We start from the raw sequence: 14635 nt of genomic DNA, 5'->3' as shown, positions 1-14635 counted from the left end.
ACAAACTTTTGGTGGTTGTGATCTCATGTTGGGTCAAAAGACACAATGATATTTAAGGAGGTAAGGTAATGCAAGAACCTTTTATTCTTCAACCTGGCGAGTTGAACTTGCAGTCAATCAAATACATTTTAAATCAGCAATTGCATTGTGTTCTTGCTAAAGAGGCATTTGAACGGATTCATGCATCGCACCAAACGGTTAAAAAAGTCATTCTTGATAAAAAAACGGTATATGGAATTAATACAGGTTTTGGCTCATTGGCAAATCAAACGATTTCAGAGGAAAACCTGAAACAGTTACAGCGGAATATAGTCCTTTCCCACGCTTGCGGAACTGGAGGGCTGTTGTCTGATGAGGTTGTTGCTTTAATTTTACTGCTTAAGATAAATAATTTGGCTCAAGGGTATTCTGGAGTTCGTCTGGAACTGATTGAAGCTTTGATCGCTTTATTCAATCACAAAGTTTATCCCTGTATTCCGTCTAAAGGCTCAGTAGGTGCTTCCGGTGATTTGGCCCCATTAGCTCACATGTCTCTACCTTTATTAGGGGTTGGTGAGGTTCGTCATCAAGGAAAAGTAATTAGTGCAATTGAGGGATTGAAAATCGCAGGTTTAAAACCAATTGAATTGGAAGCGAAAGAAGGACTAGCTCTTTTAAATGGATTACAAGCTTCTACAGCTATCGCATTAAATGCCTTGTTTGTTACAGAAACCTTGTTTGAAACAGCACTCGTTGCTGGTGCTTTATCAGTGGATGCGGCAAATGGCAGTGATGTGCCATTTGATGAACGGATACAAAAGGTACGCGGTCATGAGGCACAACAAAATGTAGCAACATGCTATAGAGAATTATTAGCTGGAAGTGAGATCCGCGAGGCTCATCGCCATTGCGCACGGGTCCAGGACCCTTACTCATTAAGATGCCAGCCCCAGATTATGGGTGCAATACTGCATCAAATTCGATTTGTAAGAAAGACTTTAGACGTTGAAATCAATGCTGTTTCAGATAATCCGCTTGTTTTTAGTGAGCAAGAGCAAATTATTTCTGGAGGCAATTTCCATGGCGAGATTGTTGCGATGGCGGCAGATAATCTTGCTTTGGCTGTAGCTGAGATAGGAGCAGGTGCAGAACGACGCATCGCGCTGCTTATTGATAAGAACTTTAGTGGTTTACCTGCTTTTCTCATTAAAGAAAGTGGCTTAAATTCAGGATTTATGATTGCTCATGTTACTGCAGCAGCTTGTGCCAGTGAGAATAAGGCACTTGCCCATCCACACTCGGTAGACAGTCTTCCAACTTCTGCAAATCAAGAAGATCATGTATCTATGGCAACCAGTGCTGCCCGACGGCTACAGGAGATGAATGATAATACTGCAACTATTTTAGCTATTGAGTTATTAGCCGCTGGACAGGGTCTTGAATTTCATAAACCACTAAAATCATCGACATTATTAGAAAAATTTTATCAACGCATCCGTTCTAATGTTGCAGCTTATGATACAGATCGTTTTTTTGCACCTGATATTGCCATAATCAAGCAAAAGATTCTCGATGAGGAATTTGCCACTCCATTTTTCCACTTGTGGAATAAAAATTAGGAATGAACGTGAGTATAGAAATTTATACCGATGGGGCATGTAAAGGAAATCCAGGACCTGGAGGCTGGGGAGTGTTGCTCCGTTATAAGGGACAGGAAAAAACCTTATACGGAGGAGAGGCACATACCACGAACAACCGTATGGAACTTATGGCCGCGATTAAAGGCCTGGAAGCCTTAAAGCGCCCTTGTACCGTTGATTTATATACTGATTCTCAATATTTGAGACAAGGTATGATGGATTGGTTAGCCAACTGGAAATCAAATGGCTGGCGTAATTCTAAAAAAGAACCTGTGAAGAATGCAGATCTTTGGAAGTCATTAGATGAATTGGCTTCGCGCCATAAAATAAATTGGCACTGGGTAAAAGGGCATTCAGGTCATGTGGAAAATGATTTGGTTGATGCTTTGGCAAACCAAGCGATCGAAGAATTAAGTGAGTAAATAAATGCGCCAGATTGTTTTAGATACAGAAACTACGGGTATAGGTCATGAGTATGGTCATCGTGTGATTGAAATAGGTTGTGTCGAATTAATGGATAGAAAATTAACCGGCAAGCATTTCCATGTCTATCTTAATCCAGAACGCCGGGTTGATGAGGGTGCCTTTCGAGTCCATGGGATTAGTGATGAATTTTTGCAGGATAAACCCTTATTTGCAGAAAAGGCTGATGAATTTTGGCAGTTTATTATTGGCGCTGAATTGATAATTCATAATGCTGCCTTTGATGTGGGATTTCTGAATTCTGAGCTGAGGTTGATCAAATGGAATAAAAAGTTAGAAGACTTCTGTCCTATTATTGATACACTCGTTTTGGCACGTGAAAAATATCCTGGGCAACGAAATAGTCTTGATGCTTTATGTAAACGTTATGGCATCGATCACTTTAATCGTGAACTTCATGGTGCTTTGCTTGATGCCGAGATCCTTGCATATGTTTATTTGGCAATGACTGGTGGTCAAACAAGCTTGTTTGCAGAGGCTGAAGAAACATCAAGTCATGCTAAAGTCAAAACGCAGGAAATTGCGGCACTTCATTTGGCAAATCCTATTGTTTTATCAGCAGATAATGAAGAACTGGAGTTGCATCAGTCGTTTGTTGAGTTGTTGTATAAAAAGTCGGGTATTAATCATTGGAGTGATAACTGATATTTGGGAGTACCTGTTTCGAACAGTATCCCCTATACATGCTACGCATAATATTTGTTTAGCAGCATAACAGGTATTTCCATACCTTTTATGCTGGATATACGTGACTTAACTGCTTATTAGCTTTTGGGAATTAAGTATTTTATTGCAAAATCTTTACCGATACACTCACCAAGAGCTTTCCCCCAAACCCCTGCATTGTCGGTATTTATTTTATCAGGGATATTAGCGTAGAGATCTTGCTGACATTTACTGACACTATCTGGAATCTTAGCGACACACTGGTCAAAAGTCATTTTAATGTCATCAAGTCGTTTTTTTAATTGAGGGTCATTTTCAAAACCCTTGCAAATAAGATCAGGTAACAATGGTGTAACTGATTTTAACCAGTTTTCTTTAGATACATCAATACTGTTAGAAGATGAGTCTGTAGAACTACTAGTAGAGCTGGCAGCCTTATCTTCGGCATTTGTTGTGAACGAAATAAACATACATCCCAATGAAATACAGTAAGCTGTAAGCAATTGTTTAGTCATGATTGAAAATACCTTTTAACATTCTTCCATTAATAGTAGAACAAATATTGTTCTTTTGCTTGAAAATAATTTGTTTTGATCAAAAAATGAACTAGAATTAGGGTGAAGATGGATTAAATTGTTAGGAATTATTATGGAAAAGCAAAGTTCTATTTTATTATCATTAGCTTATTTTTTATTCATTCCATTATTCGGGTTTCTTTTATATTCTTCCACCGCTTCAGCAAATACCTTTGTTTTTAATCCCAATACCCTTACATGGAAGGCCATTAATTCGAATGGTAAAGTTATTCGTACCGGCAAAGGATCTGGTGGTAAAAAATATTGTGCGGACATAAAAAGAGGATGTAAAACACCGAGCGGTGTTTTTACGGTTTGGAGTAAAGGTGGCCCAGGGTGTGTTTCCAGTCGTTATCCTGTAGGTAAGGGTGGTTCACCTATGCCCTATTGTATGTTTTATTCAAAATATTATGCAATTCATGGTTCCTATCATGTGCCAAATTATAATGCAAGTCATGGCTGCATCCGTGTGCATCCGGGCGACGCTAAATGGTTAAGTAAAAATTTTATTCGAATAGGAACTAAGGTAATTGTGAAACCTTATTGAATTTTTAAAAACAGCGATGTAATGAAGCAAAATTGAGTTTTGCTTCATTACATGAGAATCGCTAATGATTAGTAATCATCCTCATCATCTATGCTAAATGATGAGCCACATCCACAAGTGGTTTTTGCATTTGGATTACGAATCACAAATTGTTCGCCCTGTATACCCTGAACATAATCAATTTCAGCTTGATGCAAGTATTGATAACTCATTGAATCAATAAGAAGTTTTACTGAGGATACACCATCCGAACATTGCTGAACAATTACGGTATCATCCTCATTGACTTCTTCATCAAAACTGAATCCATACTGAAATCCAGAGCAGCCTCCACCTGTAATTGAGACCCGTAGGTTCAAGTTTAAATTATCTTCTTCTTTTATTAGCTCAGCAACTTTGTCTGCTGCACTAACAGTAAAGTGAATGTCGCTAGTACTGGTAGCAGGGGATATATCAATAGCAGCCATTTTAACTCCCGTTCTATAATACAAGTATAATGTATTTATCTAATAATTTGTTCAATAGTAGCCCCACCTAAACATTGGTTTTTATCATAAAAAACAACATACTGTCCTGGAGTAACTGCTCTTTGTGGATTTGAAAACATCACATAATGCCGCTTTTCATCCTGAGGTGATATGATACAGCCCTGTTCTGCTTGCCTGTATCGTGTTTTAGCATAGCAGGTAAGCGGTAAATTATCCTTGTAATCAGCTAGCCAATGGATTGGACCGCAAATCAAACCTTGTGCATAGAGCATTGGATGTTGACTACCTTGGGCTACATATAACGTATTGGTAGTTATGTCTTTATCGACTACATACCATGGATCATCGGTTGAATGCTGTAAACCACCAATTCCTAATCCTTGTCTTTGACCCAAAGTGTAAAACATTAATCCATCATGTTTACCTAGAACTTTACCATCAGTGCTTTTTATCTCGCCTGGTTGCGCCAAAATAAATTCTTGTAGAAAAGATTTAAACCGCTTTTCACCAATAAAACAAATACCTGTCGAATCTTTTTTTGCTTGCGTCACCAAACCAAGTTTTTTAGCAAACTCCCTAATTTCTGGTTTTGTATAATCACCAACTGGAAACAGAGTTTTTGCCAGAGCTTTAGGATCTACAGCATGAAGGAAATAGGTTTGATCTTTATCACGATCTTTGGCTTTATATAAAAGCCCAATATCTCCTTCTATTTTATTTTTAGCATAATGACCTGTAGCAATATAGTCTGCGCCAAGGTTCAACGCGTGATTTAAAAAAGCATTAAATTTGATTTCCTTGTTGCACAATACATCTGGATTCGGCGTTCTTCCTTTTTCATATTCACTTAAAAAATGTGTGAAAACTTTTTGCCAGTAATCTTCAGAAAAATTAACAGCATGGAGAGGAATATATAATTGATTACATACGGCTTGGGCATCAGCAAGATCTTGAGCTGCCGGGCAGAATCCATCTTTATCATCCTGCTCCCAGTTTTTCATGAACAAGCCTTCTACTTCATAGCCTGCTTCTTGTAACAACCATGCTGCAACTGAGGAATCAACCCCACCAGACATTCCAACAATAACTTTAGCTTTCATAAAATTGAGATACCGCTTAATATTCTATTTTTTCCAGAATTGTAGCCGGCAGCGCAGCGAAACCAGGGTTTCACAAGGGCTCAGACGTTCCCGGGCTTGGCTGCGCTGCACCCAGCCTGCAATTCTAGAAGTGACCTTTTACAAATATAACTCTTTAGGATACGACAATAATGCTCCACTTACAAGAAATGGTTAAACAAGGCCAACAAACTAAGACCGTGATACTCAGTGAGCGTTTACCCAATTTTATTACTTCTCCCTGTCCGTTGGATATTATCTATCATATTGAAGCTAAAGAAGATTTTTACCTGATTCATCTTCATGTTAAGGGCGTTTTGCCTATTCAATGCCAGCGTTGTCTAGACGAATTCAAATTTCCATATGATAATATAACTGTAGTTGCTGTATGTCGTAACGATGAGAGAGCAGAGCAGATATTGGAGCTTTACGAGTGTATTGTTTCTGAAAATTTGCAAGTGAGTTTGGAAGATATACTAATTGATGAGTTACATCTCTACGCGCCACAATTTCATCCGGAAATTAATGATTGCAGCAGTGAAATAAATCAAATTTTAGCGGGAAAAAAATGAATATTATTGAAATTTTATCTAATTAACACTAATATTCCCGCTTTATGAATGCAATTTGTTTAGGAGTAATACAATGGCCGTACAACAAAATAAAAAATCACGCTCACGCCGTGACATGCGACGTTCGCATGATAGTCTGACTTTGCCTACACTATCGGTTGATTCAACTACAGGTGAAACACATCGTCGTCATCATATGACAGAAGATGGTTATTATCGTGGTAGAAAAGTCATTGATACTGGTAACGTTTACGAAGACGAAAAAGAGTAATTTTCTTGAAAAATATCACCATTGCAATTGACGCGATGGGTGGGGATCATGGTTTAGGTGTTGTGATTCCTGCCTGTGTTCGCGCGGCAAAAAATAATCCTGATTTGAAGCTCATTCTTGTTGGAGTTCACGATAAGATTCATGCATCTCTAAAAAAGCAGGGGATGACTTCTTCAAATCAATTTTCCATAGTACATGCTTCTGAAGTGGTGGCTATGGATGAATTGCCTTCACATGCTTTGCGAAATAAAAAAGATTCGTCCATGCGTGTAGCTATTAACTTAGTGAAGGAGGGCATGGCACAGGCTTGTGTGAGTGCTGGAAATACCGGTGCACTAATGGCTACAGCACGTTATGTTTTAAAGACTTTACCTGGAATCGATAGACCTGCAATAGTTTCCGAGCTGCCAACCATGCGCGGTAGAACATGGGTGATTGACTTAGGTGCTAATGTAGACTCTTGTGCGGAACATTTATTTCAATTCGCAGTTATGGGATCCGCACTAGTACAAGCAGTAGCGAATAAACCCAAACCGAAAATCGCCTTGTTAAATATTGGCGTGGAAGAAATGAAGGGAAATGATCAAGTCAAGCGTACGGCACATATGCTTGCTGAATGCGATGTTATGAATTATGTAGGCTATGTAGAAGGCGATCATTTTTATACCGGAGAAGTAGACTTGGTAGTTTGTGATGGTTTCGTGGGTAATGTTGCTTTAAAAGCGAGTGAAGGCCTTGCAAAGCTTTTTGTAAGTTTGATCATGGAATCATTTAACAGGAATTGGTACACCAAACTTTCTGCTTTAATTGCTCGTCCGGCTTTAAAGCATCTTAAGAAACGTTTTGATCCTTCTCGTTATAATGGTGCAAGTATGCTCGGTTTGAATGGTATAGTGGTAAAAAGCCATGGAGGTGCCAACGAGATTGGGTTTCAACATGCTATTGAACAAGCAGTTCTTGAAGTTAAAAATAATGTAGTTGATTTAGTGCGCGTTCAAATAAATGATTTTATAAATCAGGGATTGCTGTTATGAAAAATGCTGTAATACGTGGGACTGGAAGTTATATTCCTGAAAAACAACTTACCAATCTTGAACTGGAATCAATGCTGGATACCAGCGATGAGTGGATTGTAACTCGAACTGGCATTAGCAGTCGTAGTATTGCACAACCTTATGAAACCACCTCGTATATGGCATCGAAAGCTGCTGAACAGGCATTAAGTGCTTCAGGTTTGGACGCTGATGAAATTGATTTGATATTAGTTGCTACATGTACTCCAGATCATTTCTTTCCTGGAGTAGCTTGTTATGTTCAGCATGCTTTAAAAATTAAGCGACCTATACCTGCTTTTGATGTTGGTGCTGCATGCAGTGGCTTTGTTTATGTGATGGATATTGCAAAACAGTATATTGCAGCTGGTGCTGTAAAAAATATCCTAGTCATTGGCAGTGAAAGCATGTCCAGGGCTGTGGATTGGACTGATCGCTCGACCTGTGTTTTATTTGGTGATGGTGCCGGAGCCGTAGTTCTAAGTGCCAGTGACAGGCAAGGTCTTATGGGTAGCGTATTACATGCTTCTTATGATGCTGAAAAGCTATTAAATCTTAGTAATGCAACATTCGATAATCAACGCGCTACGATTAGTATGCGTGGTAATGAGGTTTTTAAAATTGCTGTCAAAATTATGGGTGATGTTGTTGATGAAGTTCTAGAGGTGAGTCATTTAAAGAAATCAGATATTCAATGGCTCATTCCTCATCAAGCAAATATGCGTATCATTCAAGCCATTGCAAAAAAACTGGACCTTCCTATGTCACAAGTGATCGTTACTATCGGTAGCCAGGGTAATACCTCGGCTGCATCTATTCCTTTGGCTCTAGACCATTCTATTCGAACCAATCAGATTAAGAGAGATGAGCTGTTATTGATTGAGTCCTTTGGAGGTGGGATGACATGGGGAGCTATGGTAATTCGTTATTAATGATTATTTGAGTTAACTTTTTTGAATTAAATTTTTAGTTCGGAGCTATTTTTAATATGGTAAAAACAGCATTTGTATTTCCCGGGCAAGGTTCGCAATCAATAGGAATGTTGGCTGATTTTGAGTTGCAGTATCCTATTGTTGTAAAGACTTTTGCAGAAGCATCAGAGGCGGTTGGTTATGATCTTTGGAAACTAGTGCAACATGGTCCTGAAGAAAAACTAAATCAAACAGAGCATACTCAAGTCGCAATGCTTACTGCGGATGTGGCTGTATATAGAGTATTGATGCAGCATAATATTACTCAGCCAATGCTTATGGCTGGCCATAGTTTAGGTGAATATGCCGCATTGGTTTGTGCTAATGCGTTGTCATTATTTGATGCTGCATGTTTGGTAGCCCGTAGAGGACAAGTAATGCAAAATGCAGTACCTTTGGGCTTGGGTGCTATGGCTGCAATTGTTGGTTTAACAGATGAGCAAGTAAAAACTTTATGTGAGCAAGCCAGCCAAGCAAATGAAGTTGTGACTCCTGCTAACTATAATGCAATCGGACAGGTAGTTGTTGCAGGTCATACTCCAGCGGTCGCACGAATATTAGGACTAGCTGAGGAAGTTGGGGCCCGTCTGGCTAAAGTGATTCCAGTCAGTGTTCCATGCCATTGTCCCTTATTGTCTGATGCTGCAGTATCCTTTGCTGAATATCTAGCTAAAATTGAATTCAAAACCCCAACAACTGATGTGGTGAGTAATGTTGATTTAAGCATTTATCACTCAGTACAGCATATACGTGAAAAGTTAAAAGAGCAGCTATACAGCCCTGTTCGTTGGGTTGAAACAATCCAGCTTTTTAAAAATAATGGTATTGAGTTAATTCTTGAGTGTGGTCCTGGAAAAGTACTCGGCGGATTAGTTAAACGAATAGACAGAAGCTTAAATACTATCAGTGTTTACGATACGATTAGCCTGGAACAGGTTGAAGAAGAATTCGCCTAGTCTGGAGATATGGAAAAAGCGAGCCTGGATTGTATGCTGAGATGTAAATAGCTATGGCTGTAGCATGGAACCTGAAATTGTTTGTCAAATACGCCGTAACCTACACAAATAAACATTTTCTATTGAGGAAAATAAATGATGAGTCTAGAGGGAAAAATTGCCTTAGTCACAGGGGCAAGCAGGGGAATAGGACAGGCTATAGCCCTTAAATTGGCACAGCAAGGTGCTTTGGTATTTGGTACGGCAACTTCAGAGCAAGGTGCTCAATCAATTAATGCCTATTTTGAAAAAGAAAAATTATCAGGCAAGGGATTAGTTCTTGATGTTACAAATTCAGAGCAAATAGAACAAGTGATAAGTGAATTGGCTAAAGAGAACCAATCTCCTTCAATATTGGTAAATAATGCTGGGATAACCTCCGATAATTTATTGCTGCGTATGGACGATGATGAGTGGTATAGGGTAATTGAAACAAATTTGAATTCAATATACAAAATGTCTAAAATTTGTATAAAACCCATGTTTAGAGCACGATGGGGACGGATTATTTCTATTGGGTCAGTGGTTGGTTCAAGCGGAAATTCAGGCCAAGTGAATTATACCGCAGCAAAAGCCGGCATTGTTGGTTTCAGTAAGTCTTTAGCCCAAGAAGTAGGAAGCAGGGGAATTACTGTCAATGTTGTCGCTCCCGGTTTTATTGATACAGACATGACAGCAGCTTTACCTGATATGGTAAAGGATGAAATGTTAAAAAGAATTCCTATGCGTAAGCTGGGAGAGCCTGGAGATATAGCTGAAGCGGTTGCTTTTTTAGCTTCAGAAAGTGCTAAATATATCACAGGTGAAACAATCCATGTCAATGGCGGCATGTATATGGACTAAATGCACTTGCGTTATCTGTATAAATGAATAAACTATACCACTTCCATTTAACTTTGGTTGTTTTGGTTTTTCTGAATTGCTTTTAAATTGAAGTGATTAGATTAAAAAGATGGAACCTGGCTTATTTGTTAAATTGGTTAAAATTTAAAGAATGAATATGAGGCTTATTTTTCAAGCAATTAAAGTTAAGTGGAAGTAGTATGGTAATTAACCCAGAGTTTTTTTAAATTTCTATCAACCGAAAGAGGAAAATCAAGTTATGAGTACAGTTGAAGAGCGTGTTCGCAAAATTGTTGTTGAACAATTAGGTGTTAAAGAAGAAGAGTTAAAGAATGATGCATCATTTGTTGATGACCTAGGTGCTGATTCTTTAGACACTGTGGAATTGGTTATGGCTCTAGAAGAAGAATTTGAAACAGAAATTCCTGACGAAAAAGCTGAAAAAATTACCACGATTCAAGAAGCAATTGATTATATTGAATCTAATTTAAATAAAGAAGAAGCGTAACGGTTTTCTTTTATCTCCTTCTCTTCTGCTCTTAGCGTGTGGGAGATGGAGGAGAGGTTTTACGAGGAGCTTTCATTGAATAAGCGGCGTATAGTAATTACTGGTATGGGTATGGTGACCCCTGTCGGACTTAATGTAGAAGAAACTTGGCAAAATATATTGGCTGGTGTAAGTGGCGTTGTTTTGGCAGATGAGTTTGATGCTGCCGAGTACAGCACACGGATATGGGCCAAAGTTAAGAATTTTAATATTGAGAACTATGTTCCGCTTAAAGATGCACGTAAAATGGATGTATTTACCCAATACGGTATTGCTGCGGCTGATGAAGCAATACTTGATTCGGGTTTGAAGATTGATGCAAATTTATCAAATCGTATTGGTGTTGCTGTGGGTGCAGGTATTGGCGGCATCCAGACAATTACCAATAATCAGGATAAACTGATGGCGGGTGGTCCTCGAAAGGTTTCTCCATTTTTTATTCCAGCCGGTATTATCAATATGGTAGCTGGACAGATTTCAATTAGACATCAGCTCAAAGGCCCCAATATTGCAGTTGTTACTGCCTGTACTACAGGAACACACAATATTGGTCTTGCTGGACGAATGATTGCTTATGGCGATGCCGATGTCATGGTATGTGGTGGGGCCGAAATGACCTTAACACCGCTATGTTTAGCAGGATTTTCTGCTGTACGCTCTTTATCTAAGCGTAATGATGAGCCTGCAAAAGCATCAAGACCTTTTGATAAGGATAGAGATGGTTTTGTTATGGGCGAGGGTGCAGGTGTTCTTGTACTAGAGGAATATGAGCATGCTAAAGCTCGTGGCGCAAAAATTTATGCTGAACTTTTAGGATTCGGTATGTCTGGTGATGCTTTTCATATCACTGCTCCAGATGATGATGCTGATGGTGCTGCTCGTGCAATGGAAGCAGCGATACATGATGCAGGTATTGATCCCGAACAGATTGATTATATTAATGCGCATGGTACCTCTACTTATCTTAATGATTTGAATGAAACAAAAGCGATTAAACGTGTATTTAAGCAACATGCTTATGATTTGGCTGTGAGCTCTACAAAATCAATGACTGGACACTTATTAGGTGCTGCCGGAGCTGTAGAAGCAATATTTAGTGTTTTAGCAATCAGAGATCAGATTGCTCCACCCACTATTAATTTGGATAATCCAGATGAAGGATGTGATTTGAACTATGTACCCTATACACCTCAAAAAAGAGCTATTAATTACGTTCTGAGTAACTCATTGGGTTTTGGTGGAACAAATGGTAGCTTATTATTTAAGCGTGTATAAATGACGTTTACAAGACATAAAAAACTGGTGCTTTTTGTGGTAATACTGTTTTTTATGTCTTTCCTTTCTTTCTTTTTGATTGTCTATAGTCAAATCACAAGACCTATTGTTCCAAAACAAGGTTCGCCAGTTATTATCACCGTTGACCGAGCTGCTTCGGCATCACAATTTGTAAAAAGTTTAAAAGAGAACAATCTAATCCATTCAAGTTCAATGCTTTTAATGATGATTCGTTACTCAGGTTTGTCTTCTCAACTTAAAGCAGGTGTATATCAAATCAACCCAGGTGAAACGCCAATGCAATTAGTGCATCGAATCGTAGCCGGAGATGTTTTAACGCAAAATTTTACAATAATTGCAGGGACTACGCAGCAGAAAATTTCTCAAGATTTGATGAGAGCAGCATATTTGAATTATCGTTCGGAGGATTGGAGTTCGATTCAGGGTGATCATCCTAATGCGGAAGGCTTACTACTCGCTGATACTTATCAATATCCAGGTGGGAGTAGTGGGAGAAGTTTGTTAGAGCATGCTCATCGTAATTTAATGAATTATTTAAATACGAGTTGGGCTAACAGAGCGCCTAACCTGCCTTATAAAAGCCCATACGAATTACTTACAGCAGCCTCAATAATTGAAAAGGAAACAGCTATTTCGCAAGAGCGAAAATTAATTTCAGGAGTAATGGTTAACCGCTTAAATAAAAAAATGCCTCTACAGATGGATCCCACAATCATTTATGGCTTAGGTGCTGCATATACCGGAAAACTATCTCACAATGATTTGCTCATCGATTCGCCCTATAACTCATATCATAATCGAGGATTACCGCCAACGCCGATTGCGATGGTGGGTAAAGAGGCCTTGGATGCAGCAGCACATCCTCAATTATCCAATTATTTATATTTTGTTGCCAAAGGAGATGGAACACATCAGTTTTCAGAAACTTATGAACAGCAAAAGCAAGCAATTAATCAATACAAACGCAAGGATTTTTAATGCCATCATTAAGCGGGAAATTAATTGTTATTGAAGGATTGGAGGGAGCAGGGAAGTCTACTGCAATAAGTACTATTACAGAGCTGCTGGCAGAAAGACAAATTAAAACCCTAACTACTCGGGAGCCTGGTGGCACCGCAATAGGCGAGATTTTGCGTGATTTGATCAAAAATCCAGATTATCGTGATATTTTGGATGATCGCAGTGAATTATTATTACTTTATACAGCCCGTATTCAGCTTTTTGAGGAAATTATTAAGCCTGCATTACTTCGAGGAGTCTGGGTTATCGCAGATCGATTCGAACTTTCGACTATGGCCTATCAAGGCGGTGGACGTGGCTTAGATCAAGAGATAATACATCAGTTATCTTCTTTTGCATTGAAGGGATTTAAACCGGATTTGATTATCTATTTAGATATTGGTCCTGAGGAAGGGATGAAGAGAGTCAAATCAAGAGGAGAGTTTGATAGAATCGAGCAACAATCTATTGATTTTTTCCATCGTGTTCATAAAAGTTATATTCGTCATGTTGAAATGAGCACGAATGCAATAACAATTGATGCGAGGCAACCGCTAGATGAAGTGCAACAGTCAATTCGAAAAGCAATGAATGAATTTATAGAGCAGCAGGGATGAGCGACTTTAATGAGCTTCAGGATCTTTCACCATTGAATGGAAAGAAAGAATATCAAACCCAATGGAATCAAATGCAGTCCGCATGGGTAAGTAATCGTATGCCGCAGTCTATACTATTCGTGGGTTCGTTTGATTCTGCTTTTATGGATTTTGTTAAGAAATTAACTCAATTAATTTTCTGTAAAAAAAAGGAAAATAAACCTTGCTTTGAGTGCGCTGATTGTCACATGGTTGCTCATGGAGAACATCCTGATGTGGAATGGGTCAAACCAGAAAAAAGTAGTGGTCCAATTAAAATTGATCAAATCAGAGAATTACAAAATTATGCTTATTTGACTCCTCAGCGGAGCAAACATCGTTTGATTGTGATTGAATCGGCTGATCGAATGAATACTGCTGCTGCGAACTCATTACTAAAAATTTTAGAGGAGCCGGCGCCACAGACGATATTTTTACTTTTAGCTCAGCAACTAAGCACTTTATTGCCTACGGTTTTAAGCAGATGTCAAATCATTCGCTTTACATCACATGAAGATTTATCAGTTATTAATCTTTTGCAATTGGCTGAGTACTACTCATCGGAATCTGAACAAGCAATGATTGTGAAACAATCGGAATTTATTTTAGAAGGGTTAATCGCTGTGGTGGAACAAAAAGAACATCCGAGTGTGATTGCAGCCCAATGGAATCAATTTGAGTTTGGTGCATTACTTTGGTTTTTGTATTTAGTCTATGCGCAAATACACATGATGCAAATTAATATGCCTGCAGCTGTTGGTCCAGCGATTCACCAATTGAATCATTTAATGTCTTTATTAAATCCCATAATAATTTTTGATCAAATAGACAAATTAAATACATTGCAGAGAAAATTAAGCCATAATATAAATGTAAATCAGATTTTGGCATTGGAAGATTTATTGCTAGGACTATACAGTAAATCTAGGACTTTCTCATAAAGCCGATGCATTAATAT

General features: G+C 38.6%; 18 protein-coding genes. 15 read left to right on the top strand and 3 right to left on the bottom strand.

Annotated elements, in window-relative coordinates:
- Nucleotides 1-68 precede the first annotated feature (68 nt).
- The 3 genes from hutH to dnaQ are packed head-to-tail and all read left to right on the top strand — an operon-like array spanning nt 69 to nt 2747.
- Nucleotides 69-1598, top strand: a complete 1530-nt coding sequence (hutH, locus tag LXO92_RS11985; RefSeq protein ID WP_232891035.1) for a histidine ammonia-lyase — start codon at nt 69-71, stop codon at nt 1596-1598.
- An 8-nt stretch (nt 1599-1606) separates the two neighbouring features.
- Entirely contained in the window at nt 1607-2041 is a 435-nt protein-coding gene (gene rnhA / locus LXO92_RS11980) for a ribonuclease HI (protein WP_232891034.1), read from the top strand.
- A 4-nt stretch (nt 2042-2045) separates the two neighbouring features.
- Nucleotides 2046-2747 (top strand): DNA polymerase III subunit epsilon, encoded by a 702-nt coding sequence (gene dnaQ, locus LXO92_RS11975; RefSeq protein WP_182349815.1) that lies wholly within the window; start codon nt 2046-2048, stop codon nt 2745-2747.
- A 119-nt stretch (nt 2748-2866) separates the two neighbouring features.
- Here the strand turns inward: dnaQ and LXO92_RS11970 are convergent, their stop codons facing one another.
- Nucleotides 2867-3283 carry a hypothetical protein gene (locus LXO92_RS11970; protein ID WP_182349814.1) on the bottom strand — a complete coding sequence of 139 codons (417 nt, stop codon included), beginning with the start codon at nt 3281-3283 and terminating at the stop codon, nt 2867-2869.
- Between the two features lie 133 nt (nt 3284-3416).
- Between LXO92_RS11970 and LXO92_RS11965 the strand changes: the two genes are divergently transcribed.
- On the top strand, nt 3417-3890 hold the full coding sequence (locus tag LXO92_RS11965; protein ID WP_182349813.1) for a L,D-transpeptidase: 474 nt from the start codon (nt 3417-3419) through the stop codon (nt 3888-3890).
- A gap of 68 nt (nt 3891-3958) precedes the next feature.
- Here LXO92_RS11965 and erpA read toward each other — a convergent pair whose 3' ends face one another.
- Entirely contained in the window at nt 3959-4357 is a 399-nt protein-coding gene (erpA, locus tag LXO92_RS11960) for an iron-sulfur cluster insertion protein ErpA (RefSeq protein WP_182349812.1), read from the bottom strand.
- A gap of 35 nt (nt 4358-4392) precedes the next feature.
- Nucleotides 4393-5478 carry a tRNA 2-thiouridine(34) synthase MnmA gene (gene mnmA, locus LXO92_RS11955; RefSeq protein ID WP_232891033.1) on the bottom strand — a complete coding sequence of 362 codons (1086 nt, stop codon included), beginning with the start codon at nt 5476-5478 and terminating at the stop codon, nt 4393-4395.
- Nucleotides 5479-5648: 170 nt separating this feature from the next.
- Here mnmA and LXO92_RS11950 point away from each other — a divergent pair, with 170 nt between their 5' ends.
- The 11 genes from LXO92_RS11950 to LXO92_RS11900 all read left to right on the top strand — a co-directional run bounded on the left by LXO92_RS11950 (nt 5649) and on the right by LXO92_RS11900 (nt 14618).
- Nucleotides 5649-6068, top strand: a complete 420-nt coding sequence (locus tag LXO92_RS11950; protein WP_182349810.1) for a YceD family protein — start codon at nt 5649-5651, stop codon at nt 6066-6068.
- A 73-nt stretch (nt 6069-6141) separates the two neighbouring features.
- Nucleotides 6142-6339 (top strand): 50S ribosomal protein L32, encoded by a 198-nt coding sequence (gene rpmF, locus LXO92_RS11945; protein WP_182349809.1) that lies wholly within the window; start codon nt 6142-6144, stop codon nt 6337-6339.
- Between the two features lie 5 nt (nt 6340-6344).
- Entirely contained in the window at nt 6345-7373 is a 1029-nt protein-coding gene (gene plsX / locus LXO92_RS11940; protein ID WP_182349808.1) for a phosphate acyltransferase PlsX, read from the top strand.
- Nucleotides 7370-8323 carry a beta-ketoacyl-ACP synthase III gene (locus LXO92_RS11935; RefSeq protein ID WP_182349807.1) on the top strand — a complete coding sequence of 318 codons (954 nt, stop codon included), beginning with the start codon at nt 7370-7372 and terminating at the stop codon, nt 8321-8323. Before plsX ends, LXO92_RS11935 begins: the two co-directional genes overlap by 4 nt.
- Before the next feature lie 56 nt (nt 8324-8379).
- The gene (gene fabD, locus LXO92_RS11930; RefSeq protein ID WP_182349806.1) at nt 8380-9318 is read left to right on the top strand and encodes an ACP S-malonyltransferase; all 939 of its coding nucleotides are present in this window, start codon (nt 8380-8382) and stop codon (nt 9316-9318) included.
- 135 nt (nt 9319-9453) lie between these two features.
- Nucleotides 9454-10200 (top strand): 3-oxoacyl-ACP reductase FabG, encoded by a 747-nt coding sequence (fabG, locus tag LXO92_RS11925; RefSeq protein ID WP_182349805.1) that lies wholly within the window; start codon nt 9454-9456, stop codon nt 10198-10200.
- A gap of 259 nt (nt 10201-10459) precedes the next feature.
- Nucleotides 10460-10708 (top strand): acyl carrier protein, encoded by a 249-nt coding sequence (acpP, locus tag LXO92_RS11920; RefSeq protein WP_003631752.1) that lies wholly within the window; start codon nt 10460-10462, stop codon nt 10706-10708.
- A gap of 75 nt (nt 10709-10783) precedes the next feature.
- Nucleotides 10784-12022, top strand: a complete 1239-nt coding sequence (fabF, locus tag LXO92_RS11915) for a beta-ketoacyl-ACP synthase II (protein WP_182349804.1) — start codon at nt 10784-10786, stop codon at nt 12020-12022.
- Nucleotides 12023-13021, top strand: coding sequence for an endolytic transglycosylase MltG (gene mltG / locus LXO92_RS11910; RefSeq protein ID WP_182349803.1), 999 nt, complete (start codon nt 12023-12025; stop codon nt 13019-13021).
- A complete protein-coding gene (gene tmk / locus LXO92_RS11905; protein WP_232891032.1) occupies nt 13021-13659 on the top strand; it encodes a dTMP kinase in 639 nt (212 codons plus the stop codon). Before mltG ends, tmk begins: the two co-directional genes overlap by 1 nt.
- Nucleotides 13656-14618 (top strand): DNA polymerase III subunit, encoded by a 963-nt coding sequence (locus LXO92_RS11900; RefSeq protein WP_232891031.1) that lies wholly within the window; start codon nt 13656-13658, stop codon nt 14616-14618. The genes tmk and LXO92_RS11900 overlap by 4 nt, the downstream gene beginning before the upstream one ends.
- The last annotated feature ends 17 nt before the right edge of the window (nt 14619-14635 follow it).

The sequence above is a fragment of the Legionella resiliens genome (assembly GCF_021344005.1).
GTDB lineage: Bacteria > Pseudomonadota > Gammaproteobacteria > Legionellales > Legionellaceae > Legionella > Legionella resiliens.
The sequence above is the reverse complement of the archived record's forward strand: the minus strand, read 5'-3'. Positions and strand labels throughout refer to the sequence as shown.